The 25,173-nt window shown below is 62.0% G+C and carries 23 protein-coding genes; 7 read left to right on the top strand and 16 right to left on the bottom strand.

The features are described 5' to 3' along the window. Positions 1-11: 11 nt before the first annotated feature. Genes MTX34_RS22160 through MTX34_RS22135 form a run of 6 tightly spaced genes read right to left on the bottom strand, consistent with a single transcriptional unit; the run spans position 12 to position 5,264 of the window. Positions 12-1,151 carry a CaiB/BaiF CoA-transferase family protein gene (locus MTX34_RS22160; RefSeq protein WP_243597284.1) on the bottom strand — a complete coding sequence of 380 codons (1,140 nt, stop codon included), beginning with the start codon at positions 1,149-1,151 and terminating at the stop codon, positions 12-14. Positions 1,152-1,196: 45 nt separating this feature from the next. Beyond that, positions 1,197-2,348, bottom strand: a complete 1,152-nt coding sequence (locus tag MTX34_RS22155; RefSeq protein WP_243597283.1) for an acyl-CoA dehydrogenase family protein — start codon at positions 2,346-2,348, stop codon at positions 1,197-1,199. 9 nt (positions 2,349-2,357) lie between these two features. Beyond that, entirely contained in the window at positions 2,358-3,188 is an 831-nt protein-coding gene (locus MTX34_RS22150) for an SDR family NAD(P)-dependent oxidoreductase (RefSeq protein WP_243597282.1), read from the bottom strand. 17 nt (positions 3,189-3,205) lie between these two features. Continuing rightward, a complete protein-coding gene (locus MTX34_RS22145; RefSeq protein ID WP_243597281.1) occupies positions 3,206-3,619 on the bottom strand; it encodes a MaoC/PaaZ C-terminal domain-containing protein in 414 nt (137 codons plus the stop codon). Next, positions 3,616-4,074: a MaoC family dehydratase N-terminal domain-containing protein gene (locus tag MTX34_RS22140; protein ID WP_243597280.1), complete on the bottom strand. Its 459-nt coding sequence runs from the start codon at positions 4,072-4,074 to the stop codon at positions 3,616-3,618. Before MTX34_RS22140 ends, MTX34_RS22145 begins: the two co-directional genes overlap by 4 nt. A gap of 2 nt (positions 4,075-4,076) precedes the next feature. Continuing rightward, on the bottom strand, positions 4,077-5,264 hold the full coding sequence (locus MTX34_RS22135) for a lipid-transfer protein (RefSeq protein ID WP_243597279.1): 1,188 nt from the start codon (positions 5,262-5,264) through the stop codon (positions 4,077-4,079). A gap of 258 nt (positions 5,265-5,522) precedes the next feature. Here MTX34_RS22135 and MTX34_RS22130 point away from each other — a divergent pair, with 258 nt between their 5' ends. Next, complete coding sequence (locus tag MTX34_RS22130; protein WP_243597278.1) at positions 5,523-6,059, top strand: hypothetical protein; 537 nt, start codon at positions 5,523-5,525, stop codon at positions 6,057-6,059. Between the two features lie 697 nt (positions 6,060-6,756). Here the strand turns inward: MTX34_RS22130 and MTX34_RS26060 are convergent. Both MTX34_RS26060 and MTX34_RS22120 read right to left on the bottom strand, forming a co-directional pair. After that, positions 6,757-8,058 carry a nucleotidyltransferase gene (locus MTX34_RS26060; RefSeq protein WP_206509836.1) on the bottom strand — a complete coding sequence of 434 codons (1,302 nt, stop codon included), beginning with the start codon at positions 8,056-8,058 and terminating at the stop codon, positions 6,757-6,759. Beyond that, complete coding sequence (locus tag MTX34_RS22120) at positions 8,055-8,669, bottom strand: SLATT domain-containing protein (RefSeq protein WP_206509835.1); 615 nt, start codon at positions 8,667-8,669, stop codon at positions 8,055-8,057. The genes MTX34_RS26060 and MTX34_RS22120 overlap by 4 nt, the downstream gene beginning before the upstream one ends. 480 nt (positions 8,670-9,149) lie before the next feature. On the opposite strand from MTX34_RS22120, the gene MTX34_RS22115 reads away from it, so the two are divergent. Beyond that, positions 9,150-13,187 carry an Eco57I restriction-modification methylase domain-containing protein gene (locus MTX34_RS22115; RefSeq protein ID WP_206509834.1) on the top strand — a complete coding sequence of 1,346 codons (4,038 nt, stop codon included), beginning with the start codon at positions 9,150-9,152 and terminating at the stop codon, positions 13,185-13,187. On the opposite strand, the gene MTX34_RS26190 is transcribed toward MTX34_RS22115, so the two are convergent. Then, entirely contained in the window at positions 13,151-13,513 is a 363-nt protein-coding gene (locus MTX34_RS26190; RefSeq protein WP_374640273.1) for a hypothetical protein, read from the bottom strand. The genes MTX34_RS22115 and MTX34_RS26190 overlap by 37 nt on opposite strands. Before the next feature lie 9 nt (positions 13,514-13,522). Here MTX34_RS26190 and MTX34_RS22110 point away from each other — a divergent pair, with 9 nt between their 5' ends. Further along, positions 13,523-16,570: an SNF2-related protein gene (locus MTX34_RS22110; RefSeq protein ID WP_374640271.1), complete on the top strand. Its 3,048-nt coding sequence runs from the start codon at positions 13,523-13,525 to the stop codon at positions 16,568-16,570. 127 nt (positions 16,571-16,697) lie between these two features. Here the strand turns inward: MTX34_RS22110 and MTX34_RS22105 are convergent, their stop codons facing one another. From MTX34_RS22105 to MTX34_RS22090, 4 genes are all read right to left on the bottom strand, one after another. Next, on the bottom strand, positions 16,698-17,318 hold the full coding sequence (locus MTX34_RS22105; protein WP_243610835.1) for an HNH endonuclease: 621 nt from the start codon (positions 17,316-17,318) through the stop codon (positions 16,698-16,700). Beyond that, positions 17,315-18,040 (bottom strand): hypothetical protein, encoded by a 726-nt coding sequence (locus tag MTX34_RS22100; protein ID WP_243610834.1) that lies wholly within the window; start codon positions 18,038-18,040, stop codon positions 17,315-17,317. The genes MTX34_RS22105 and MTX34_RS22100 overlap by 4 nt, the downstream gene beginning before the upstream one ends. 206 nt (positions 18,041-18,246) lie before the next feature. Then, entirely contained in the window at positions 18,247-18,534 is a 288-nt protein-coding gene (locus MTX34_RS22095; RefSeq protein ID WP_243610833.1) for a hypothetical protein, read from the bottom strand. Between the two features lies 1 nt (position 18,535). Further along, the gene (locus MTX34_RS22090) at positions 18,536-19,015 is read right to left on the bottom strand and encodes a hypothetical protein (RefSeq protein WP_243610832.1); all 480 of its coding nucleotides are present in this window, start codon (positions 19,013-19,015) and stop codon (positions 18,536-18,538) included. Positions 19,016-19,242: 227 nt separating this feature from the next. On the opposite strand from MTX34_RS22090, the gene MTX34_RS22085 reads away from it, so the two are divergent. Both MTX34_RS22085 and MTX34_RS22080 read left to right on the top strand, forming a co-directional pair. Then, complete coding sequence (locus MTX34_RS22085; protein ID WP_243610831.1) at positions 19,243-20,415, top strand: ATP-binding protein; 1,173 nt, start codon at positions 19,243-19,245, stop codon at positions 20,413-20,415. Positions 20,416-20,462: 47 nt separating this feature from the next. Beyond that, on the top strand, positions 20,463-21,038 hold the full coding sequence (locus MTX34_RS22080; protein ID WP_243610830.1) for a hypothetical protein: 576 nt from the start codon (positions 20,463-20,465) through the stop codon (positions 21,036-21,038). 72 nt (positions 21,039-21,110) lie between these two features. On the opposite strand, the gene MTX34_RS22075 is transcribed toward MTX34_RS22080, so the two are convergent. Together MTX34_RS22075 and MTX34_RS22070 are read right to left on the bottom strand one after the other, a co-directional pair. Beyond that, a complete protein-coding gene (locus MTX34_RS22075) occupies positions 21,111-21,344 on the bottom strand; it encodes a hypothetical protein (RefSeq protein ID WP_243610829.1) in 234 nt (77 codons plus the stop codon). A gap of 119 nt (positions 21,345-21,463) precedes the next feature. Further along, positions 21,464-21,940 carry a hypothetical protein gene (locus MTX34_RS22070; RefSeq protein WP_243610828.1) on the bottom strand — a complete coding sequence of 159 codons (477 nt, stop codon included), beginning with the start codon at positions 21,938-21,940 and terminating at the stop codon, positions 21,464-21,466. A 98-nt stretch (positions 21,941-22,038) separates the two neighbouring features. Here MTX34_RS22070 and MTX34_RS22065 point away from each other — a divergent pair, with 98 nt between their 5' ends. Continuing rightward, a complete protein-coding gene (locus MTX34_RS22065) occupies positions 22,039-23,037 on the top strand; it encodes a hypothetical protein (RefSeq protein WP_243610827.1) in 999 nt (332 codons plus the stop codon). Between the two features lie 593 nt (positions 23,038-23,630). After that, on the top strand, positions 23,631-23,963 hold the full coding sequence (locus MTX34_RS22060) for a hypothetical protein (protein WP_243610826.1): 333 nt from the start codon (positions 23,631-23,633) through the stop codon (positions 23,961-23,963). Between the two features lie 67 nt (positions 23,964-24,030). Here MTX34_RS22060 and MTX34_RS26185 read toward each other — a convergent pair whose 3' ends face one another. Then, positions 24,031-24,969 carry a PASTA domain-containing protein gene (locus MTX34_RS26185; RefSeq protein WP_374640297.1) on the bottom strand — a complete coding sequence of 313 codons (939 nt, stop codon included), beginning with the start codon at positions 24,967-24,969 and terminating at the stop codon, positions 24,031-24,033. Positions 24,970-25,173: the final 204 nt, after the last annotated feature.

The following is a 25,173-nucleotide window of genomic DNA, read 5'->3' as shown; positions in this document are numbered from 1 at the left end:
GCACGTATCGGTCAGCGGACTGCGCCCGAGGAGGTCATCGCGGTCACGGTGTCCGCCCCGAGACCCCAGCGGGTGAGCGTCTCGGTCACGTCGCGACCGCCGTCGTCCATCGGGACCGGAACCGCGTTGACCGTTCGGTCGAACCGGGGGGCCGGTGCCGGTTGCACGACCCCACCGACCTCGATGAACGCTTCGCGAGCCTTGTTGTGCGGGTGCTCGTGCGCTTCCCATGGCGACAGCACGGGGGAGACGCAGGCGTCGGAGTCTGCGAACACCTCCGTCCAATGCGCGCGAGTGTTCTGCACGAATTTGCTTGCGATCAGCTTCTTCAGCTCCGGCCATGCGGCGGCATCCAACTGGGAGGGGATCTCGGCCGCAATCACGCCCAGGGCGTCGAGGAGTTGCGCGTAGAACTGCGGCTCCACCGATCCGACGGCCATATACAGACCGTCGGATGTTTCGTAGGTGTCGTAGAACGGCGCTCCACCGTCGAGGGCGTTGGTTCCCCGCGGGCCGTCCCACATGCCGCTGGCGTGCATGCCGTGCATGAACGTGGTCAACAACGCTGCCCCGTCCACCATTGCAGCGTCGACGACCTGTCCCTGCCCGGACCGCTCCCGCTCGAACAGTGCCGAGACGATCCCGAGCGCGAGCATCAACCCACCGCCGCCGAAGTCGCCGACCAGATTCATCGGCGCGTGGGGCCTCTCACCGGCGCGCCCGATCGGTTCCAACGCCCCGGCCACGGCGATGTAGTTGATGTCATGGCCGGCCCGCGGGGCCAGCGGGCCGTCCTGGCCCCAACCGGTCATGCGCCCGTACACCAGCCGCGGGTTGATCTCGAGCAGCTCGGTAGGTCCGATGCCGAGACGTTCGGCCACCCCCGGCCGGAATCCTTCGACGAACACGTCCGCAGTGGCCACCAGTGTGCGTACCGCCTCGATCCCGGCAGGATCCTTCAAATCCACCGCGATGCTGCGCCGCCCGCGATCGAGAGGCCCGGCAGGCGGGGTGAGACCTGCCGATGCACGTCCGCCCGCGCGGTCGACCCGGATGATCTCGGCCCCCATATCGGCCAGGATCATGCACCCGAACGGGGCCGGAGCCAGGCTCGCAATCTCGACCACTCGTACGCCATCCAGAGGTCCCACAGTGTTCGTCGCTTTCTCTTCGATTCGAGTCGGGCGGTGGAGCAGCTACAGCGATCGCGCGATGAGGTCCTTCATCACTTCGTTCGATCCGCCGTAGATGCGTTGCACGCGGGCATCGGCGTACATCCGGGCGATCTGATATTCGGCCATGTATCCGTAGCCACCGAACAGCTGAAGGCACTTGTCGACGACCTGCCCCTGCACCTCCGTGGTGTACGCCTTCGCCATCGACGCGGTCGCACTGTCGAGCTCGCCGCGCAGATGACGCTCGATGCAGCTGTCGACGAACACTCGTGACACGTGAGCAAGGGTGGCGCATTCGGCGAGCTGGAAGCGGGTGTTCTGCATGTCGAAGAGCGGACCGCCGAATGCCGCACGGTCCTTGGTGTACTGCACTGTCAGAGCCACAGCGGTTTGCGTTGCTGCGGCTGCGCACACCCCGATCACCAACCGCTCGTGTGGTAACTGTTTCATCAGGTACGCGAAGCCGGCGCCGGCGTCGCCGAGCAGATTCTCGGCCGGGACACGGACGTCTTCGAAGAACAACTCGGCGGTGTCCTGACCCTTCATGCCGATCTTGTCCAGCACGCGCCCCACTCGGTATCCCGGGGCATCGGCGGTCTCGACGACGATCAGCGATACGCCCTTGGCACCGGCCGACGGATCGGTCTTGACGGCGACGATGACCAGGTCGGCGTGTTTGCCGTTGGAGATGAACGTCTTCGCCCCGTTGAGCACGAAGTCATCGCCGTCGCGGCGGGCGCTGCTGCGCATGGTCTTGAGGTCGGATCCGGCACCCGGCTCACTCATGGCGATCGCCCCGACGATCTCACCGGTGGCCATCTTGGGCAACCATCGCTGCTTCTGGTCCTCGGTTCCGTACGCAAGGATGTAGTGGGCGACGATGCCGCTGTGCACCATGTTGCCGAAGCTGGTGTCGCCGAGACCGTACTGGGCGTCGAAGATCGCGAAGTCGTGGGCGTAGGTCCCGCCGCCGCCGCCGTATTCCTCCGGGATCGAGGCGCACAGCAGACCGAGGTCTCCCGCGGCGTTCCAGAAGCTCCGGTCGACGCACTTCTGCTCGGCGAAGCGTTCCTGGTTCGGTAGGAGCTCGGCCTGGAAGAATTTCGTGGCCATGTCCTTGAGCGCGACGACGTCGTCGTCGATCCATGTCGGCCGATAGTCCGCTGTCTTCATCGTCGACTCCTAGAAGTTGAAGCCGCCGCCGCAGACCAAGGTCTGGGCGCTGACGTAGTCGGACTCGGGGGTGCACAGCAGGTACACCGATCCCGCGGCTTCGCTGGGTGCGCCGGCGCGCCCGAGCGGGATCATCTGCTCCATCGCGGTCATCAGATCGGGGTTGACGCCGACCTTGATCTCGCGGCCCTGCACATCGATGGTGGCTGCGCCGTCGGCCGAGGCTTCGGTGAGGCGGGTCTTGATGAATCCGAACGCCACGGTGTTGACGGTGACGTTGTAGCGGCCCCACTCCTTGGCGAGCGTCTTGGTCAGACCGGTGATGCCTGCCTTGGCCGAGGAGTAGTTGGCTTGGCCGGGGTTGCCGCCGGTGCCGGCGAGGGAGGAGATGTTGACGACCTTGCGGCACGGCACGGGCTGACCGTCCTGCTTGGCCTTCTTCACCGCGGCGGCGATCACGGGCTGCGCGGCACGCAGAATGCGGAAGGGGGCCTTGAGGTGCACGTCGAGGATGGCGTCCCACTGCTCGTCGGTCATCTTCTGAATCACCGAATCCCAGGTGTAGCCGGCGTTGTTGACGATGATGTCCAGGCCGCCGAACGAATCGACTGCGGTCTGCACGAACCGCTCGGCGAAGCCGTCGTCGGTGACGCTGCCCGCGCATGCCACGGCCTGCCCGCCCGCTGCTGTGATCGCGGCAACGGTTTCCTCGGCCGGTGCGGTATCGAGATCGTTGACGACGACCTTCGCGCCTTCGCGGGCGAGCTTGAGCGCAATTTCACGGCCGATGCCGCGTCCGGAACCGGAGACGATGGCGACCTTGTTGTCGAGATTTCCCATGATGTGAACGGTCTCTTTCAGTCGAGTGCGACGACGGCGTCGCCGGTGAGTGTGACGGTGCCGTCGGCAAGAGTGACGGTGAGTTCCACAGTGGCGGTTCGGGTTCCGGCCGAGTCGTCGATGGAGACGACTTTGCCGGTGGCGGTCGGCTTGGCCGATACCGGTGTGATGGAGGCGAACCGAACCCGGTAGGACCGAATCGATTCCTGCGGAACCCAATTGGTCAGCAACCGACCCAGGTGGGCCATGGAGAGCATGCCGTGGGCGAAGACGTCCTCGAGGCCGGCAGACTTCGCGACGTCGATATCGATGTGCATCGGATTGTGATCGCCCGATGCACCGGCGAACAGCGCCAGCGTGGTTCGAGAGATTCTGCCGACGTCCAGGGCCGGAAGTTCGGTCCCGACCGTGATGTGTTCGGTGGATGTCATTGTCCGCCTCCCGGGTTGCGTACGACGAGCACTGCGCGAAGATCGGCGACGGCGGATCCGTCGGCTCGGGTCACGGCGGTGTCCTTGACGACGAAGTCCAACGCACCGCCCTTCTTCGAGTAGATATCGGTGATGGTCGACCTCGCGGTCAAGGTGTCGCCTGCATGTGCCGTCGAGTGGTAGGTGAAGATCTGCTCACCGTGCAAGACGAAGCGCAGATCGACACCGAGGTCCGACATCCACGCGAACGGATCGGGGCTGTCGAGCTCGATGGAGAACAGGAACGTCGGCGGCACCGGCAGATCCGGATGCCCGGCGGCCTGGGCCGCATCGGTATCGATATAGACGGGGTTCGTTTCCCCGATTGCCTTGGCGAAGAAGCGCAACCGCGCTGCATCGACGGTGATCGCGACCGGCTCGAGCTCGGTCCCGATCGCTGCGGGATCGATGGACATTCTCAGCTCACCTTCTCGTACAGGGTGACCACGGCGGCACCGCCGAGTCCGATGTTGTGTTGCAGAGCGACCTTGAGATCTCCCTCGACCTGACGGTTCTCGGCCTGTCCACGCAACTGCCACACCAGTTCTGCGCACTGTGCCAGGCCGGTCGCGCCGAGCGGATGCCCCTTGGACAACAGCCCGCCGGAGGGGTTGGTGACGACTCGGCCGCCGTAGGTGTTGTCGCCGTCGTTGATGAACTTCTCGGCCGTTCCCTCGGGCGTGAGACCGATCGCTTCGTAGGTGAGCAGCTCGTTGGCGGTGAAGCAGTCGTGCAGCTCGACGACGCGGATGTCCTCGGGGCCGACACCGGACATCTCGTAGACCTGCTGCGCCGCTGCCTTCGACATGTCGTAGCCGACGATCTTGGTCATGTCCTTCTCGTCGAACGTCGAGGCGAAATCGGTGGTCATGGCCTGCGCTTTGATCACGATCGAGGCGTCGAGCCCGTTCTTCTTCGCGTACTCCTCGCTGACGATGACCGCCGCAGCGGCCCCACAGGTCGGCGGGCAGCACTGCAACCGGGTCAGTGAGCCGTAAATGTGCGGCGATGCGAGCACTTCTTCGACGCTCGTCGGGGTCTTGAACACCGCGTAGGGATTGTTCGCCGCATGCAACCGGGACTTGACGGAGATCTTTGCGAACGTCTCGGGCGAGGTGCCGTACCTGTCTGCGTACTGCTTGCCTGCACCTCCGAACATCTGTGCGGCAAAGGGGGATTCGTCTCGGACCTGGATCTGATCCATCACCTCGTCGAAGCGCTCGAACGGACTCGGTCGATCGGAGTAGCCCATCGACAGTGCGCCGCGTTGCATCTGCTCGAACCCGACCGCCAGTGCGACATCGACTGCGCCGGATTCGACGGCCTGCCGCGCGAGATACAGGGCGGAGGAGCCGGTGGAGCAGTTGTTGTTGACGTTGATGACGGGGATACCGGTCAACCCAAGTCCGTACACGACGGCCTGGCCGCACGTGGAATCGCCGTATACGTACCCGGCGTACGCCTGCTGGATGACGTTGTACTCGATTCCAGCGTCGGCCAATGCCGCGCGCGCGGCAGTAGTGCCCATCACGTCGTAGGTATCGGACTTGCTCGGTGTGGCGAAGGGGATCATTCCCACACCCGCCACCACTGCTCTGCGCGTCATCGAAAGCTCCAATCGATTACTAATGCTGATTTACTTAGTGAACCAGAACTCCTGTTCGCAGGCAATACCGCATAGCGATCCGAAGCAAATGACCAATCCTCGACCCGCGGGGTCCGACGACGGGGCCCCCGATTCACTTCCTCGACGCATCGGCCCGAAGTCGGCCGTCGACCATCTCTACGATGCTGTCCATCGACGTCAGGTGCGCGGTCGTGGGCGCTCCGTTCCCGGACGACTTCCGGGCCTACCATGGCCGCCGTGCCTGTAGACCTGTCGTCGTTGACCATTGCCGAGCTGCTGCGCCTGTGGGCCGGAACCATGAACGAACTCCGTGTCCGGGGAGTAGTTCGAACGAACAACAACCCGGTTGGTGACATCGCTGAGGCGATAGTGCACGAGCACTACGGTGGCCAGCGAGGTTCGTTCTCCCAGAAAGGCTGGGATGTCCAGGATCCGAGCGGGCGTCGCTTGCAGGTCAAGGGAATGCGGCAGACCGAGCTTCGAGGCAGACGAAACCTCAGCGCAATCCGCGATAGCGATTACGACGTGGTCGTGGTCGTAGTTTTCGACATCGACTTCGCACTGACCAGAACCATCGAGATACCGCGCCCGGTCGTCGAGGAGCTCTTCAAGATCCGCCCGTACGTCAACGGGCGAATCATCACTGTGTCCGATGCACTGACCAGCGTCGCTTCGGTCTCGTCCATCGACATGACGGCTGCGTACGAGCGCGTCGGCTCCCCAGCAGCCCGCTCGACCATCGGTGTCGACGTGCCGTCCGTACCGGATCCGTAGACGGCGGTCACGTCACGTGGAGGACCGTCGATTCGGCTGTCCGTACCGGCATCGCATAGCGCTGCTGCGAGATCCTCACGGTGGTCTCATCAAGCTTCTACCGAGGACGGCTCGAAATGCGCGGAACGGTCACTGCCATGTACAGGTCGATCTGCCTGGCTCGATCCTCCCTCGCTAGCTCCTCGTATATTCGAAAAGCGAAGTGCTGGAACAATATGCAGCACTTTACCTGACATAATATCTGTTATCGGTAATGAATGTCGTTGTAGAAATACCTGGACAGCCGCGCGTTGGCAGCGCAACTCGTTCGCTCGTGAAACGTGTGCAGTCGATCGAAAAACTGGCAAGCTCGACGCGGTGTGGTTTGATCCCGGCTCATCGACGAAGACGGCGTCTGCGAGGCGTTCAACAGAGCAATTGAAGAGGCGCGCTCGTGGTAACTGAGCTCCGACGAATCCGTGGCGAGGATGGCAGCTGCCCCGCGCGCTCTCTCCAGCAAACGCACCAAGGATCGTAACTTGGCCAGTCGCGTCGGATCGACGCGCGTCAGGCCGATGCCGTCCGGTAAAGATGACACAAACTAGCGGACACGAATCGCACCCGATGCCCGATTCGGTCACGCTCGATGGCTTCCTTGCGCCTCCCTATCTGACGCCAGGTCGGACTGCCGGTCCCCTGCGCGTCAAGGCGGTATCAACTAGGCGGAAGCACCAGGCGTCGCGCTGATCGGCACGTCAATGCGGTCCCGTGCGACCACTACTCCATCCTGTACCACATAGCATTCGACCACATGCTCGCCGCGGAAGGAGGTGCGTTCGTGCCTGCCGGTCACGCGGTTCGGCTCGACGATCTGCCCGCGAATTTGGTTCCGACGCTCGGCTTCATCACCTTGGTTGAGCACTTTCCAACGGACATCGTATGAACCAGGAACGTCGCACTCGGCGATGGTGAAGTCCAATTCCTTGTTGGGCAGAAGCAGAGATTTGGCGTGGAGCATCTCGCGCAGGGATGCCGGACGCCAACCGTTTTGGGCAACGGTGCAGTCAATTGCGAGCATGTACTGGACGTCGATCGGGTACTTCTGCTCGACAAACTCTTCGGTGTTGTCGAAAGAGCGAGCCGATTCGACGACGGCCTTGAGTGGCACTGATGTTCCAAAGACCTCGCGCCACTTCTTGTTCGCCGAAGTTTTGCCCTCTTCAGCGATCGCTTCGAGGCAACGGTTGTACGCCTTCTTGGCTTTCGGCTGGAACCGCGCCTTGACCTTTACTCGCTGGCTACTGCCCAGTGCCAGGTAAAAGTCCTTGTCCGGCTCCTGGTGGAGGAAGCCGAAGAAGTCGCGGACCATCAAATCGAACGATCCACTCCCAGCCGAGTCGTAGTCAGTGGTCTGGGCGAAGAACCGATGCACCAGTGTGTCAATGAGCAGGCCGCCGATACCTACACCGTTAGCGTTCTTCCACGCTCGGGCCATCCTCGCAAGATGCCGCATATTCGTCGACGTGCGGTCGTTGCACGCCTTTGTGGCCTCGATCTCGGCGCGAGGCTTGGTGACCTTCCAACTTCCAGCGGCTGTGTCCGGGTAATCGAAACTGCCATCAGAGTTCTCGAACGCTGGCTGGACCTCAAACTTGAAAGCGTTGCTCGTGAATTGCACGCGCACAACGCACTGATCGACGCGGATGTCGGTGTTCGAGTAGCGAGCCTTCAGGTCGTCCCGGACGCGCTCGAGCATCCTTCGCGGACCGGATTCACTGCTGTAATCGGTCCGGATATCGGAAGGGAGGATGTAAATCATATCGAGATCGGAAACACCTTTGACGGCGGTGTGCCGGCCGTAGGAGCCGACCATCAACTTGTGGGCGGTGTCGCCGTCCTTGGACCGGAAGTCCTTGTTCAGCGACTTCGTAATTTCGTCTCTGCGCGCCCCAACCGACGCCGCCGTGCCGCCGACTTTGAGGTTCGCGAGTAACGCGTCGAAGATTTCCGATGTCTTCACGATCGTGCCTCGCCCCGACTGAGACGAAGCGCTTCGGGGAGGAACAGGTCGATCTCGTTGCCAGAGAAGGTCATCTCCTCGTTGTGCTTGAGTCCTTCTTGCGCCCGTGTGTATGCCTTCGAGGTCGTCCTAGGAGAGTCGGCGTAAGCGCCGCGGGTGGCCTCCTGGAGCTCGTCGCGCCGAGTCCTGGCCTGCTCATCGGAGATGCCGCCGGACATCAGGTCGGAGATCAAGGAGATGTAAGACTCACGGATGTCCCAGAGCTGGGAGGCGACGCCGCGATGGGCGTCGGATTCGTCCGCGAACCTGAAATTCTTGGCCCCAAGGCTGATCCAGGTCACCAGGAGCGCGATGAACGATGTGACCAGACTGGTAAGTGCCGAGTCTCCGAATAGGCCGACCACCGCGACCAGGAAGGTGCCGGAGCTGACAGCCGTGAGCGCAATAAGGACACCCTGCTGCCACCGGTGCTTCGTGAAGCAAATGTCGGCCTGCTTTTCGCGGGTTTTGTGGCTGTAGACCACGCGACCGAAGGACTCTCGTACCTGCGCTAGCAAGTACGAGTCCTCTCCAGCCTGACCTGTATAGCCAGGCTCCGTCTCTTCTGCCACATCTTTCCGATCGTCGTCACCGGCCGGTGCATCCCCGTGAGGATCTCCGAGTAGGTGTCGCCCAGATGCGACGCCTGATGACGGTCGCTGCACTTGGTGCCAAGTATGCCCAAGGCCACCGACACGAAAAGAACCACTCTTCGATTACACCCTCGCTTCGCCGACCTCATGCCAGAGCAACTGCTTATGCCTCTCTACCCGCCACGGACCGCTCGATCTGGACCCGGCCTCGTACGGGAAGAACGTGAATCCAGGTAGCGAGTCCGCGTGACCGTCCTCCACTCGCCCAATTTTTACCGTTCTCTCTGGGCCACTTCTGCGGCCGTTGGGATGCTGCACATCACGAGATGTCAGCTGTGATGAGCACCAGTATGGCCTGTCGGCCACGCTGCATATGGGCCGATCACTCTTCGTTCGACCTCCGCAAACTAGGGTCGACAACGTTGATCTCGTGATTGAAGTAACCCCCACGGAGGCTTAGTGAGCGACTTCGAGCAGTTCCTCGGTGACGCGGATGTCCGTGAAATCCCGTGGACGAAGCCAACCGGTGCCCCGGTGTCGCTCGTTACTGACAGAGTGCTCATCGCGGACGGCATCGACGCATTGGAAATCGCGGTGGCCTCTGCGGCGATTAGACCCAAAGTCGACGAGGTTCGTCGGTTGTGGTCCATCAGATGGGGACGTCGGGCAGCGCCGGTCGTTCTCGTTGTTGCTTACGTTGTCGACGGAACTTACAAAGCTGCTGTGTGTGGCACTAAGGACGACCCTGTCGTCTTGACTGACTTAGACCTATCGCAGGTCGAGAGGATTTGCGCGGCCGCGCTCTCTGCGCCAGACCAGGCCAACGCTGAACGCGCCTTCCATCGGCTGCTGATCGGACAAAAAGATCAACTGGTTGCCGGCCTTACCAACGCTGGATTATTCGCCTCTCACGAACTGAGGGCAGGTGTTCCTACACGACCGGATTGGCAGAGTGAACGCGACAAGGGAAGCGCACTACTGCGGCAGCGCGGAACCGATCTGATTCGCGGCCTGGGATACAAGGCGACGCCCCACGGATCTGTTGCGCTGATCCTGATGTCGAACGATACCCACCGCGCAGTAGCCGTTCTGCTCGATGACCACGAGGTATTTGATCGTCCAACAGCTCGCTTTGGCGCAGTATCGCCGGTCGCGCAAGGTCTGGCTATTGCCCAACAACAAGGCTTGCCTTGGCTGGTCATCACCAGAGGGACACAGATTCGGCTCTATCCCGCCAAACCCGACGTCGGCGTCGGGCGGAAGGGTCAGGCAGAGACATTCACGGAACTGGACTTGGCGTTGCTCGCCGACAGCGATGCGGCATACCTTCCTTTACTCTTTTCGTCCAATGCACTGAGCTCCAACGGCAGCGTCTCCGCGATACTCGACGCCTCGTCCGATCACGCCGCCGCACTCGGAAAGCGGCTCCGCGACCGGGTCTACGTCGACGTGGTCCCTCAACTGGCAGTGGCTGTCGCGAACCGGATGGGTGCCACATCGGAGGCTGATCTCGGGGAGGCCTACCACCAAACCCTGATCATCTTGTTCCGACTTCTCTTCGTCTCCTACGCAGAAGACCGTGGCCTGCTCCCCTACCAACGCAACCCTCGATACACCAAGAAAGCCCTTAAGACCACCGCACGCGAACTGGCCGAGAACCCAGACATGACGTTCGACCCGGCGGCCACCGACCGGTGGGACGACCTCCTGGCGATCTGGCGCGCGGTCGACGACGGAAACAAAGAGTGGGGTGTGCCGGCATACAACGGTGGTCTCTTCGCAAGTGACGAGGTGCACCCATCGGGCAAGGCCATAGCCGCGATGCGACTGACCAACGACGAGATCGGCCCAGCTCTCAAAGCGCTCGTCGTAGACACCGGAGAAGACGGAACGTTCGGTCCCGTCGACTTTCGATCATTGTCTGTACGCGAGTTCGGCACGATCTATGAAGGCCTTCTCGAATCATCATTGAGTGTCGCGCCGCATGATCTGACAGTCGACCCCAAGACGGGTGCCTATCTACCTGCGAAGTCCTCGGACATGGTCGAGATCCCATCGGGCCAGGTGTACTTCCACAATGCCTCCGGCTCACGAAAAGCGTCCGGCTCCTACTTCACCAAAGCGTTCGCCGTCGAGCACCTGCTCGACGCATCTCTCGAACCAGCCCTCACTGCGCATCTTGAGGCCATTGCGCTCCTGCTTGAGCAAGGTGACGGCGCTCGGGCCGCCGACAAGTTCTTTGATTTCCGCGTAGCCGACCTCGCGATGGGATCCGGACACTTCCTGGTAGCAGCAATAGACCGCATCGAAAACCGGTTCGCGACGTTTCTTGCGAATCACCCGATACCAGAGGTGACGGAGGAACTACGCCGGCTGACCGTTACCGCCCAAGAGACGCTGGGGCCGGAATCACTCGACATCGAGCTAGAATCCCGCGCGGTCTTGCGCCGGCAAATCGCGCGGCGATGCATCTACGGCTTGGACTTGAATCTCATTGCCGTCGAGCTGGCGCGCCTCGCTATTTGGATCCACACATTCGTGCCAGGACTCCCAATGAGCTCACTGTCGCACGGATTGGTCGTGGGCAATAGCTTGACCGGAATCGCCACCGTCGAGGAAGTGTTGGACATCCTCGACCCCGACGCAAGCGACGGCACAATCAGCATCTTCGAAGACCAGATCCTCGAAGAACTGAACACCGCGCGCGAACGACTACTGAGGGTCGCCAGGACATCCGAAGCAACCAAGAAGGAAGTCCGAGAAGCTACCAAAGCACATGCTCAGGCACGGAAGGACGCACACGGCGTCTCGGCGATCTTCGACGCCGCTATTGCCACCAGGCTGGGATTGATCAGTCGGGTCGCGACCCCGGACTCTGCGATCCGCGCCGCAAAGAAAAGTGACGTGCAGCAACAGATCAGGCATCTTCAAGCAGCGCATTTTCCCGTCCTCTTCCCTGAGGTATTTCTCCGCGAACGACCCGGCTTCGACGTTCTCCTTGGCAACCCCCCGTGGGAAGAAACCACCGTAGAAAAACTGGGATGGTGGGCACTTCGCTTCCCTGGTTTGAAGAGTTTGAAAGATAAAGCGCAGAAGGAGCGGATTACAGAACTCGAAGAAACGCGCACGGACCTCGTCTCCGAGTACGAGGCAGCAATTATTGAGGCCGGTCTGCTGCGCGGCGCTCTTCTCAAGGGCCCGTTTCCGGGGATGGGCACGGGCGATCCAGACCTGTACAAGGCGTTTACCTGGAGATTCTGGCAGGCACTTCGCCAAGACGGTGCGATCGGGGTTGTCCTACCGCGAAGCGCTCTCAGCGCTGCGGGCAGTGCCGAGTGGCGTGAAGATATTTTAACGAACGGCACTTTCTCCGACGTGACCCTTCTGGTCAACACTAAAGGATGGGTATTCGATGACATGGAGCACCGCTACACGGTTGGCCTGGTGACGATCAGAAAGGGCCAGCAATACTCCGGTGCGCTTAAGCTTCGCGGGCCGTTCGCCTCACTTTCCGAGTATCGACAGAAAGTTGGATTGGGGAGTGCGGAAGTATCGACGGAAGACTTTCGGGGATGGTCCGACGGCGCAGCTTTCCCTGCAATTCCAGACGCTGCGGCGCTGTCGATCTTCATCAAGATGCGGTCACACCCGCGGCTCGACGTCCGTTCAGGATCGTGGAGGGCACGTCCTCAACGTGAATTCGACGCGACAAACGACAAGAAGCATTTTTCGACAGATCTATCCAAGGCAGTCGGATGGCCGGTTTTCAAAGGTGCTTCTTTCGACATATGGCAACCCGACACCGGAACTTACTACGGATGGGCGGACCCCAAACATGCACAGGCCGAGCTCCAATCTCGCCGGCACCGACAGGCACGACTGAAAAGGTCCGCGTTCTCCGAATTCTCTCAATCCCAAATTGAAGATGAGACCACTCTGCCGTGCCTGAATACTCGCATCATGTTCAGGGATATATCGCGATCGACCGATACCCGGACGATGCGCGCTGTATTGGTTCCCGCCGGGCGGGTTGCCACTAATAAAGCGCCGTACTTTTTGTTTCCGTCAGGAGATAGCCGAGACGAAGCGTATCTCCTCGGTGTCCTGTGCAGCATTCCGCTGGACTGGATCGCGCGTACGGTCGTTGAGCTCAGCATGAATTTCCACATTCTCAATGGTCTTCCTGTCCCACGGCCAGACCCTGACAGTGTTTTGCGAAAGCAGGTAGTCGAAATTGCCGGACGGCTGGCAGCTACTGATGAGCGCTACCGTAAGTGGGCCGATGAAGTCGGGGTCAAAACCGGTTCCGTCGCAGACGAGACGATGAAGTCTGACCTGATTGCCGAACTCGATGCGCTGGTCAGCCTGTTGTACGACCTCGACCGCGACGAGGTCGTGCATGTCTTCGAAACCTTCCACCGAGGATGGAACTACCAACCGCGCTTGACCGCGGTTTTGAGTCATTTCGATTCATGGAAGGCCAAGGTGACAAAGTGATCAACGACGGACCGAATGCGACGTATCGTGCGGAGTTCAGCACCAACAGGGAAGGGATCGAACGGGTCGCGGACGCGATTAACAGCCTCTTGGGAGGCCTTCGTACCCGTCTTGTCGTTCCCCCTGCCTTGGCCATCGCTACGGCTTATTTCAACCCCGGCGGATTCAACCTCCTGGCCGAAGAGCTCGAGCAAACCGGTGGGGTGAGGCTCCTGCTCGGTGCCGAACCCACAGAGGCCGAAGACCGCCCACGTATACGCGTCCTTGCCGAGCGCCGTCGTCGCCGCGGTCCATCGCCTGAAATACAGCGTGCGCTTGAGGGCCACCGTCGCTCGTTGGAAGAGGACCGCGACCTCCTGGGGTTCACACGAGAATCCGACCAGCAAGCCCGCCGACTCGTTCGATGGTTGAAAGACAATCCGTCCGTTCAGGTTCGCCGCTACGAGCAGGGTTTTCTGCACGGCAAAGCCTTCATCGTCGAAACAGATGCGACAGCCGTCATCGCCGGATCGTCGAACTTCACTTACGCCGGTCTCGCCAAGAACAAGGAACTCAACCTCGGCAAGTACGACCCCCACACCGTCAACCAGGTACTGGACTGGTTCAACGAACAATGGGAGGCATCGGCACCCTACGATCTGGCGGCACTGTTCGAGGCTCGCTGGTCACAGCACCAACCATGGGATGTATTCCTCCGAATGCTGTTCGAGCTCTACGGCGCTGACCTCGACGACGAAACTGCCATCTCCTCCCGACTGGGGTTGACGGCCTTTCAGGCAGACGGCGTCTGGCGCGCCCGCCGCATCCTCGCACGGCGTAAAGGGGTCCTAATCGCCGACGAAGTCGGACTCGGTAAGACCTTTCTCGCCGGCGAACTGATTCACGAAGCCGTGTTCGACCGTCGCCAGAAGGTACTGATAATCTGCCCGGCCACCTTGCGTGATTCGACGTGGACACCGTTCCTGCGGGAGAAGAATCTGCGGGCCGACGTCCTGTCGTTCGAGCAGCTGGTCGTGGACATCGAAGATGCAGGTGCGCGAACAGCGAGGCTGCAAGCGCTCGACGAATACGCCATGGTGGTCGTCGACGAGGCCCACGCGCTCCGCAATGACAAGACGCTACGCGCAGATGCGATACGGCAGTTGCTGTCCGGGCCCAATCCGAAGGATCTCGTCGAACTGACTGCGACGCCGGTCAACAACAGTCTCGAAGATCTGTACAACTTGATCACGTATTTCGCGCCGAACGATGCTGCGTTCGGCGATGTCGGTATCCCGTCGCTTCGCGCGTACTTCCAGCGTGCAATCGCGATGAATCCCGATGATCTCTCCCCCGAGCATCTTTTCGACGTTCTCGACGAAGTGGCCGTTCGCCGCACCCGTCGGTTCGTCAAGAACCACTACGTCGGGGACAAGATCGTCATCAACGGTATCGAGAAGGAGATCACGTTCCCAACCTGCCGGGTGGTCAAGGTCGACTACAACCTCAACGAAGTACTGCCCGGAGTGTTCGACGACCTCGCGATCGCGCTCGGCGCGAACGTGCAGGATGACCCCGATTCCGATGCCCTCGCCGCCGGTGTGATCCTCGACGACCCCGGCGCGGTGCTGACAATGGCGCGGTACGTGCCTTCCCGATTTCGCAAGGACGGCGACACCGAGCAGTACGAGGCTCAGAATGCGGGACTGCTCCGGTCGGGTCTGCTCAAGCGATTCGAGTCATCGTCGTTTGCGTTCGAGCGCACTGTCGGCAAGATGATCGGCTCCCACGATCAGTTTCTCGCTGCACTGGACGCCGGCCTCGTCCTGACCGGCGACACCCTGCGGGAGTGGGCGACGACCAACGTCGAGGACGTCGACGAGTGGATGGACTCCCTGGACGATCTGGACGGTGTCGCTCCTGCCGCCGACTACGACGTCGCGGCACTCACCGACGCCGTGCGAGCGGACCGCGACCTGCTCAAGGCATTCGAGCTCCGGGTACGCACGGTCCATTCGGGCACAGATCCCAAGATCAAGGCCCTCGTCGAGGAACTCGCCGCCATCGCCCACGACGCCGCGGCCGAGGGCATCGGTGAGCAGGACACCCGCAACAAGCGCAAGGTTCTGGTGTTCACGTACTTCGCGGACACCGCGCGATATCTCGAGACTGCCTTGGTGGGTGCGATACAAACCGATCCGCGGCTTGCGGTGTACCAGGGACGCGCGGTCACCGTGAGCGGGCCGGACAAGATCAACCGGTCCGACGTCATCATCGGTTTCGCACCGCTCACCGCCGGGACCGGCGTGGAAGAAGACAAGTACGACCTCATCGTGACCACCGACGTTCTCGCCGAAGGCGTCAACCTGCAACAGGCACGGCACATCATCAACTACGACCTGCCCTGGAACCCGATGCGTTTGGTGCAGCGCCATGGCCGCATCGACCGCATCGGATCACCACACACGGAAGTGTTCATGCGGTGCTTCTTCCCTGACGTCGACCTCGACAGGCTGCTGCGATTGGAAGAACGGCTTCAACGCAAGCTCAAACAAGCGGCGGCGTCCATCGGTGTCGGTGAAGTCCTCCCCGGCGTCGCCCCGGTCGATCGCAGCATCACCGACACACGAGAGCGCATCGAGCAGATCCGGCGGGAAGAAGCGGCGCTGTTCAACGATGACGGCAATGCCACTCTCTCCGGAGAGGAATACCGCAGGCGACTGGCCAATGCGTTCCGTGACACGAACACCAAGCATCGCGTCCTCGCCCTGCCGTGGGGCTCGGGCACCGGCTTCGCGCGAGCGGGAGCCGATCCTGGTTTCGTGTTCTGCGCGCGCATCGGTGACCACGCGAAGCCCTGGTATCGATATGTCCCCCTGAATGCGGACTTGACCGTGCAGACTGTCGGCGACGATCCCGTCGTTGTCGAGGACACACTGTCGTGCCTGGCGCACGCCGACCCGCAGGTCGAGACGACGCCGGTGATCCTGGGCGAAACCATGTACGAGGCAGCGTTCGCCGCGTGGGCGGTAGCGCAGCAGCACATCCATACGCAGTGGATGTATCAAACCGACCCTGCGAATCTCGCAGCTGAGATACCGCGGGTGATGCGCGATGCGACAGCTCTGGTTCGCGATCACGGCAGCTTTCTCGGCGATCTGCAGGATTCGCTGGCGACCAGGCTCAATGCACCGTATGCGCTGCGTATTCAACGCGAGATTCGCCGCGAGCTGACCATGCCGGGCGTATCGGACCGCGACAGAGTTCTTGCGCTGCGGGACTTGGCCGATCTTCGCGGGCTGACTCCACCTCCCGCGCCGCCGGTGCTCCCGGTGATCGACTCCAACGACATCTATCTGGTCTGCTGGACGGCAATAACACCGGCGAATCCTGTTGTTACATAACGATCGTCCGATACCGAGCGTGCGAATAGGCTCCTGGCCGGCCTGACATAAGGGCTGCTTATCGGTCGAGCCCTTCAGGGCCGGCCTAGCACTCCCCTGGCCTACTACGTCCGACATGTCTCACAGTTCAGGCGCGTTCGGCTCGGACCGTGTGGGTGGCGCGCAGCCACCGGCTCAGGTAGCTCGAGGACGATGCCAGAGCTGGATGCTCGGTGAGGTAGTCGGTGAACCAGACCGACAATCCGTCCCAGTGCTGCGCATCGCCCGGCGGGTGCAGGGTCCATCCCAGCTCATGCAATCTCCAGTGCGCTTTCGCGGAGTTGCGCAGCATCGAGGTCGTGACCCAGTTCGAGGCCTCGTCTGCTCCCCCGCGAGCGACCGGCTCGACGTGGTCGATGGTCGGGAACAGCTCCCACAGCGCGAAGTGGGTCTCGGTCATCTTCCCGTTGGGGTGCGCGGGAAATTCCTCGGGCAGCAGCATCGACAGGGTGCGGAGCGCTCCAGGATGGATCAACCGGTCGCCGGAGTAGCGGTCGAGAAAGCCGTCGCGGTAGAAGGTACGCAGCATCTCGGTGAGCGTGTATCGGCGTTGCGCGGCTGCGCCGATGACCAGTGGGTAGTCGGTGTCGATGATGGCCTTGGCGGCGTCGGCGTCTCCACTGCTGAGAGCCGCGCAGGCCCGGGCGAGGATGTCTGCTTTCTGCGGCGGTTCGGGCGTTCCGGTGGCCACCGCGTTCTCGCCGGTCATGCGGGCAGGTCGCGGCCGGCCTGCCACATCACGTGGTCGACTTCCCATGCGGTGGTGCGCCGCCCGCCGGGAATGTCGTTGATACGGGCGACCAGTTCGTGGACGATCGCGGTAGCGCTGACCGGTGATGCGGTCACACCGTGGTGGCGCAGCCACCGCAGCACCATGCGGTCGGGCTTGATGCGGTCGTCGTCGCCGATCAGCATCCACAGGTATCCGCGGCGCACCCCGTATCCGCCTTCTCCGGGTACGGCCTGCAGCGCGGTGTCGAGGCGCTCGAATGCCGGTCCATCGCTCATGGTCGCGCGAGCTTGGTCGAGGGTGTCGATGCCTGCGGCGCGGAAGATGTCGACGTGGTCGAGCACGGCGTGGGCTTTGCTGGTGCCGCCGCGGGTAGAGGTCCGCTGGCGATTGGTGCGAGCGGTGAGCGAGTCGACATCGAATCGGGAGCGAAAGACCTCCAGCGGAACGGGATCCGGCATCGGCGGCGACGAGTTCGGCACCGAGGCCTTCGTGACTCCGAAGTCCGCTGCCACGCGGTTGACCAAGGGCACGACGGTGGTGGCGTAGGTCGCGCCGATACTCCAGACTGCGTCGACGATCGCAAAGCTCAGGCTGACCCAGCGTCGTTCGCGGGGGCGCGGGTTCAACCCCAGGACTGCAGCAGTGAGCCGGTCCAGCCCGGCACTGTCGAGTACGGTCGCCATCGTCTGATCATCCACCCGGCCACCTTGCGAACACAGGACGTGCTGGCGAGCGTGTCGCAGACACCGCTGTGGGCATCTGCTCGAAAGATCCGCACTGCTTCGCTGCCTTATGGATCTACTGGTCGGCGTTCCGCCGAGGAATCCGAGGACGGCCATGGCAGATCTGGAACCATGCCGTACTGCCACCACAGATCATGTAAATACCTCTTGCACAATGCTGCTCAGCTGTGTGGGTGGACAATGACGGTCGTGTGCGGTGGTGGGTAGAGATGAGCGTGTCCGTCGTTGACGGTCAGCTCGAACCCGCAGACGGCGACCAGCGGTAGTGCGTCCGATACGACAACCCTCAGCCCGCGCCCACCTACAGCAGATTTTGCGTGGTTCATCTCTGCCGCTCGCTCGAGTGCAGTGTCTTCTGCGTAGACCCCCACACACCGCATGTACATCGGATCGGTGTCGTCGACTTCGAAGACCATTCGTTGGACCGGCGATCGCCGCAGCGCTGCCATCTCACGCACCTGCGTGGATATGGACGTCGCCACCTCGCGGCATGTGCAGATGAGCGATGCCGTCCGCGTCGACGCTCAACCTGTATCCCCCGAGGCTGACCTCCGGAGGTCCCGCCCGGTGGGCTTCGAGAATCGTGTCGGTATCGAAAAGCTTGACCGGCCAGCCCTGTCCGGGCTTCCACGCGAAATCCGGTGACAGACGCTGCCCCAGCAGACCCCGGGCCCGCTCGTCGAGCGTGGCGTCGTCCTCGGTGAGGACTTCCCACCGGTTCGAGTCAGCGGTCGACGGCACGACTTTCGAGACGGCCTTGACGACCGTGATGATTCCGCTCGTGACACCGATGATGATGTCCGCGTACGACTCGATGTCTGCGATCGTCTGACTGCGATGGAACGGCCAGATTCCCACGGTGTAGTGGGCCTTGTCTGCCTCGCTCATATCGGGACCGACTGTCCGGGAAGTATTGACCAACACTGCCATTGCATTCTCCTGCCATTCGTGCGGCAGCCCCTCCGGCTGCTCGCAAGAAGGATCACACAAAAAAGCCACCAGTGTCAACGCCTGAGCGCGATAAGTACGGTAAGTGCTACCTACCTTCGGCTGACTCAAGCCCTGAAGTGACGAGGCCGGCCCATTCGGAGCTCGCAATCTATGGGTATCTATTAGTATTTATGGGCACTTCACCATAAATTGCTATAGTTCTCCATATGGACCCAGCTCTGAACCCGTTCAAGCCTGGATCGGGCCTGCGCCCACCCGCACTCGAAGGACGCACCCGCCAACGAGAAGAGTTCGACCTACTGGTGGCCCGGAGCAAGAACCGCAACTACGACCGAGGCATGATCCTGTCCGGCCTACGCGGAGTCGGAAAGACCACGCTGCTCAACAACTTGTCGGAACACGCCGAGCGTCAAGGTTGGTTGACGATCGGTCTCGAGGCGCGGCCCAACGAGTCCGGCGTCAGCGCCGTGCGCGCCAAGCTCGGTGCCGAACTCGCCGCCGGCCTGCGCCGGTTCAGCCGCAAACACCAGATGCAGAAGGCGCTCGACGACCTGATCTCCCTCGCCCGTGGGTTCACCCTCGGCGTCGGGGTCGGACCGGCCAAAGTCGAATTGTCACTCGATCACGGTGCCGCCAGCGGAGACATCGACCTCGACCTCGAAGAACTCGTCGAGGCGATCAGCGCCGCGATGAAGAAGAAGGGCACCGCGTTCGGGCTGTTCATCGACGAGATGCAGGACCTGGACTCCGACCTCCTCGGCGCATTGCTGTCCGTGCAGCATCGGGCCAGCCAGCGGGAGTGGCCGTTCTTCGTCATCGGCGCGGGCCTGCCCAACCTTCCGTCTGTCCTCGCCGACAACCGGTCCTACGCCGAGCGGCAGTTCGCCTACAGCACCATCGGTCCCCTCGCGCCGGCCGATGCTGCCGAAGCTCTGGAGATCCCGGTCAACCAGCACGGCGGGTCCTTCACCCCCGACGCCCTGGCCCTTCTCGTCGAGGCCAGCGGCGGGTACCCGTACTTCCTGCAGGAATACGGCAAAGCCGTCTGGAACGTTGCTGCCACATCAGTGTTTGACGAGGACGATGCCCACCTCGCGGTCGAGGAAGGACAACGAGCACTGGACGAGGGGTTCTTCCCCTCACGATGGAATCGCCCCTCCGACAGAGAGCGTCGCTACATGCGTGCCATAGCGCTCGCCGCAGACGACGCACCGCGTTCGGGAGTCGTCGCCGCGGCGATGGGAGTGAGCACGACGGGCGTCAGCGATGTCCGGGACTCCCTGATCCGCAAAGGCCTGATCTGGTCCCCCGAACACGGCCGGATCGCGTTCACCGTGCCGGGGATGTCGGACTTCATCCGGCGTCAGCCCACCGACTGAAAAGCCCTGCGATTGCCCAGCGCAGCGCTGTGCACGATCCTGTAACGATGGCACCCAACAGCAAACGCGTCGTACTGTCCAACGGACGCGACTGGATCAGCATCTTTCTCGACGGACGCGTCAAAGTTGCTTCCAGGAAACATCTCTGGGAGATCGCAGACACAGGCAGGCACACCGCGTTAGGTCAGTACGTCACCCTCGGTGTCGGCCGAGAACTCGACGTGGACCCGCCCAGCGGTGCACGCAAGGTTCCCGACTTCGCCGTCGACCTCGATCCACAGGGCGGACAAGCCACAGCGGCCACCGTGGCCGCAGACAACGGCACCTTCGTCGAGCTCCATCACGACGGCAGCATCACCGTGGGAAACGACGGCCGCGACATCGCCGAAACGTTCAACACCGGACGAGAATCGCTCGACGGAGGGCCATCCGGTCGCGGCGGCGCGGTCATGATCACGTTCGCCGGCACCTACAGGCCATCACGGTTGCGCGAGAACAACTTTCTGGTGAAAATACCCGCTCGCGAACGTCCCGCTGCCAACCGCCTCTACCCCGGCGAGTACATCCTCGACGACGGCAAGATCGGGCCACCGGCAAATGCTCCCGAAACGTGGTTCAGATGATCGCGGCCCGCGCATCGAATTTTTCGCCCCCGGTAGCGAACCCGCCCGTTCAGCTCGAGTGCGCGACGGGACCTAGTTCTCCGGGTTGTCGAACGCAGCAATGACATGCGCGGTGGGGTTGCTCCCGGAACGAAACTCCTGAGCAGTGACTCCGCGTGTGCCACCACGGAGAACGGATCCTTGGCGGCCGACCTTGACCCGACCGTCGGCGAAGCGAACGAGCTTGAGGCCATCCGGCCATTCGGTGACGTCGTTGCCGCTGCGGTTCTTGTATGTCTTCGGCATTCCGAAGTCGAGCCCATCCATGATGGGAAGTCTATGACTGTCAGACTTCGCGCCGGGCACACCCGGGGCACTGACCTACTCCGCTGCGCCGGCCAACCGAGCTCGCAAATGAAGTAAGGCGTTCCTGGTTTCCCTCACCGTCACCAGAAGTCCATTTCGTCGGGCTTCTCACACGGTAGTCCTCGCTCGAACAGCACCGACCGCGGGAAAGATCGACTCGATGCCTCGGGATGAAGAAGGTCGAGTGCAGTTCGAAAGATCCTCTGATAGTGTTCCTGCACAACATTTTCAGCGGAATCGAACTTACGTCGGTGCATCGCCAAGACATGGGCCTCCAACTGTCCCGGCGCTCCTTCGAGATACCAGCCGAACGGGCTCAACGGCGTACTCGCCCGCGTCAGGCAGTTGTGGGCGGTCCTGACAACTGATCGACGATCGCGTTCGTCGTCGTCCGATGCGCCAGAGTTCGTATCGTGGGGTGGCAGCGGGCACTCGAACAGCGTCACGAGAATGTCACGTTGCAGGTTGTAGTAGCCGCTCATCCCTTCATTCCACTGCCGGTATTTTTCGGCATCGAAGTAGGCGTCCACCACATCTTTGATCGTCAAGTCGCTCACCTCGGCGAGGATATCGGTGTGGTTCGATCACATCATCGGAATGGGTCGGATGCCCTCAGCTGCAGGCCTCGGCCTTGATGCGCTGGCATCCTTGAGCGGTGGAATCTCTACTGTGGGCGCTGGCCCAAGCACGAACCCCGATTGCACCGCCGGTCGTGGAGTGGATGCTCGAGACCTGCACACCAAAATTCCGCACGTGGACACTGCTGCTCGGACGCACCGACATCACCGACGTCCAGGCGTGGACCTTGCTGTGGCGAGACGGGAAATTGGAGCAGTCGGCTCAGGTCCAACCACGCGGGTCCGAGCATTACTGGACCAGCAACCAATCGTCGGAACGGTTGGCCGAGGACGTGGCAACCTACCTTGCACGGCCAGACGTTCCACCGGGAGCAGTGTCCCGAATAAGGGGCACGCTCGATTCAACGGCCTTGACTCGACTGGACCTACTTCGAGCCGTGACACGAGCGGGCGGAAGCGATCTGGTGTGCCACGAGATCGCAGCAGAGCCCCCGAACGGTTCCACGCGGGGTCCCCACTTGGGTAGTCGGGAAATCGCCCTCGTCGAGCGATACCGCGCCACCGTCAGCGAGGCCGCGGACCAGAGGTCCCTAGAGCTCGACAGTCACCTGACGGCGATCCTGCACGAACACGACCTCATCGAACGGGTGAACAGCGCACGGTCCCTGTCAGCATTCGGCATCGAAGCACTCGCAGCGTGCATGTTCGGGCACGGATCGGTAGCACCTGCACCGGAATGCGCCGACGACGCCAGTGCGGCTTGGCTGGAAGAGGCCACCACATACGTCATGCAGTCGGGCGAGAACTACCGACTCGGACCGATCGTCTCGGCGCTACGGCCGATCCTGCGGATGCACCGAGACCCCGCAGAATTGTCGGCACGCAGATGGTGGCCACGCCGACTCCGAGACTTCGGAGAAGCCGGCACCGTCCCCCACACGTTCGCCCTCCCTTCGGAGGAAGGCGAGTTCATCATTCGCATGCTCGGCGACGACGTGAACCGCTACCGGTCCTTGGCAGCGCTGCTCGAGATCCGTCCCGATGATTCACTGCGGAAGCTGTGCGACGCTGCGTGACTGCTACGACGACACAGTCGTACTCACTGCAGCAATTCGCGGATGCCTCACCCAATCCGAGGTGGCATTCGTCAGTCTTAACTGACGAATGCCACACGCAGTCATCCTCTTTGGTCCAACCAGTGAGCCATCCACCGCGGTGCGGCATTGAGAGTAGGACCACCACATGCACATGGTGTCCGCCGCCGTAAGACACAACCGCCCCTGCCGACGCGGTGCAATTGCGCGTCCTTAACGACCGATACCGTCCCCTCGGCTTGCCGCTGCCCGCCCCCACTCTCTTCGCGGCCGGGTGTATTCCGTGCTACAAACCACGGATGATGAAAGCTGTGCGGAGCATATCGGTACTCGTTGCGTTGAGTTCCGTATGCGCCGGCTGCGGTTCACCGGACCCCGCAGCGCCGGCCGGGCCGATGGCAACTTTCGCACCGACGTCGACCCAGGCGGGGCCGACGCTGGCGACCGGTGTACCGACGAATTCGCGTGACGCTCTGGAGAAGCAGTGGGGCGAATTGGCCGGGATGGGCTGCGAAGACCCAGCACTGTGCGATGTCCTCTTTGCACTGGACGAACCGACGAACGCAACCGGGTGCATGGATCAGCTCCCCTCCGAGAATGGTCGACTTTCTGCGTTTCCAGTCACGGTCCAAACAAGTGAGAAGTTCGATGCTGCGGACTACGGGACTCTGCTCCGGAGCTTCGATTTCGTCGCGATCCGCGCAAATGGAGTTACCACGTCAAACCTCATGACAGACGCAACGCTGAACTGCGCGGAGTCAGATGCCGCATTGCCCGCGAATCCGGTCAGGTCCTCGAAATACCAGGGTTTCGTTGTGCTGGATCTTCCACTCGACACCACGTCTATCGGATACGTGCCATTCAGCGATCAAGGCGGTTGGGAATGGAAGATCGGCGGCATCGCCTAGTCGAAGGCCACTGCTTCGCAGAGTCCTTCCGAACCTGAGCCTTGAGGGGCACGTACGGCCGAAGTCGTCACTCACCTACCTCGGGAGGGGCTTCTGCACACGTGAGCGTTCCCGTGATGGTCACCCAGCCGACCTGGTTGTAGTCAGCGAAGAAGCTCGATGAATGGGCGACGCCCACAGCACCGAAACTGACTGTGGACCTGTCCGGGGACACCTCGACAACCGCCTGGGGTACGTAGTCCCCGCCTGGTTGGTCGACCCCAGACCCGTTCGCCTCCCATACAATGGTTCGCGAATCTTCATCACGAAACGCGGCCGACACGTCCGGGTCGAAGCGCAGACGCCCTTCATCGGCTCCGTCTGCATACTTGCTGTGGAGCTTGATACCGAGTGCAGACTTACCCCCGACCGACGGCCCGGCCACATATTCCCATCCCCGAAACGTCGATTCGCCCGGTCTGTACGCTGCGCAGTTCACCGATGTTGATTCCCATGTTCCCGACCAAGCACCTGACACCTCGACCCGCGCGGTACCGGGCAGTCGCGGCACGAGATCGGGCACTGGCGGCAGCGCCGGTGGACCAGCATCATCAGGCTTACCGCTGTATCGGAATGTCGGTTCTTCCGGTGGAGCCGGCGCGGCGGTCGCGCTCGTGGACTGTGCCGTCGAAGCGTTGGATTGGTCCCGCTGATCCCGTTCGTCGATCTCGGCCAGCACCGGTGACGACGCGGGCAGAAGCTCCCGCATCCCCGCGTCTTCGGGCTTGCCAACGTACAAGATGACAGAATCGCTCTGACGCAACGAGCGATCTGCCGCCGGTTCCTGCCGAACGACCGCCCAATTCGAGTCGACCCACGGCACGCGCTCTCCCAGGGCATCTCGATCCTCGAACTCCTCGAACCCAGCAGCGTCGAGGGTGTCGTGGGCGTCATCGAGCCACAGGCCTGTCACGTCCGGGACTGAGGGCGGTTCTGTCTCACTCGCCGAACATCCGGACGCAACCATCGCGGTAGCTACGACGACTATGCAACCGTGCGCCACTCGCCGCAGCCGGTGTTGTGACTTGTCCACAAAGAGCGTTTGATAGTGCCCCATGGGGTGGTGTAATTCGGATCGGTGAACCATCCGGTTCATGATCAACGAGTTGTGTTGTATGTTAGGCGCTTTCGAGCTGAGGTGTCAACGACTCAGCGGTCGTGTCGGTTGATA

The organism is Rhodococcus sp. ARC_M5, from assembly GCF_022810405.1.
Taxonomy (GTDB): Bacteria; Actinomycetota; Actinomycetes; order Mycobacteriales; family Mycobacteriaceae; genus Rhodococcoides; species Rhodococcoides navarretei.
This window is presented reverse-complemented; position numbering and strand designations above follow the sequence as displayed.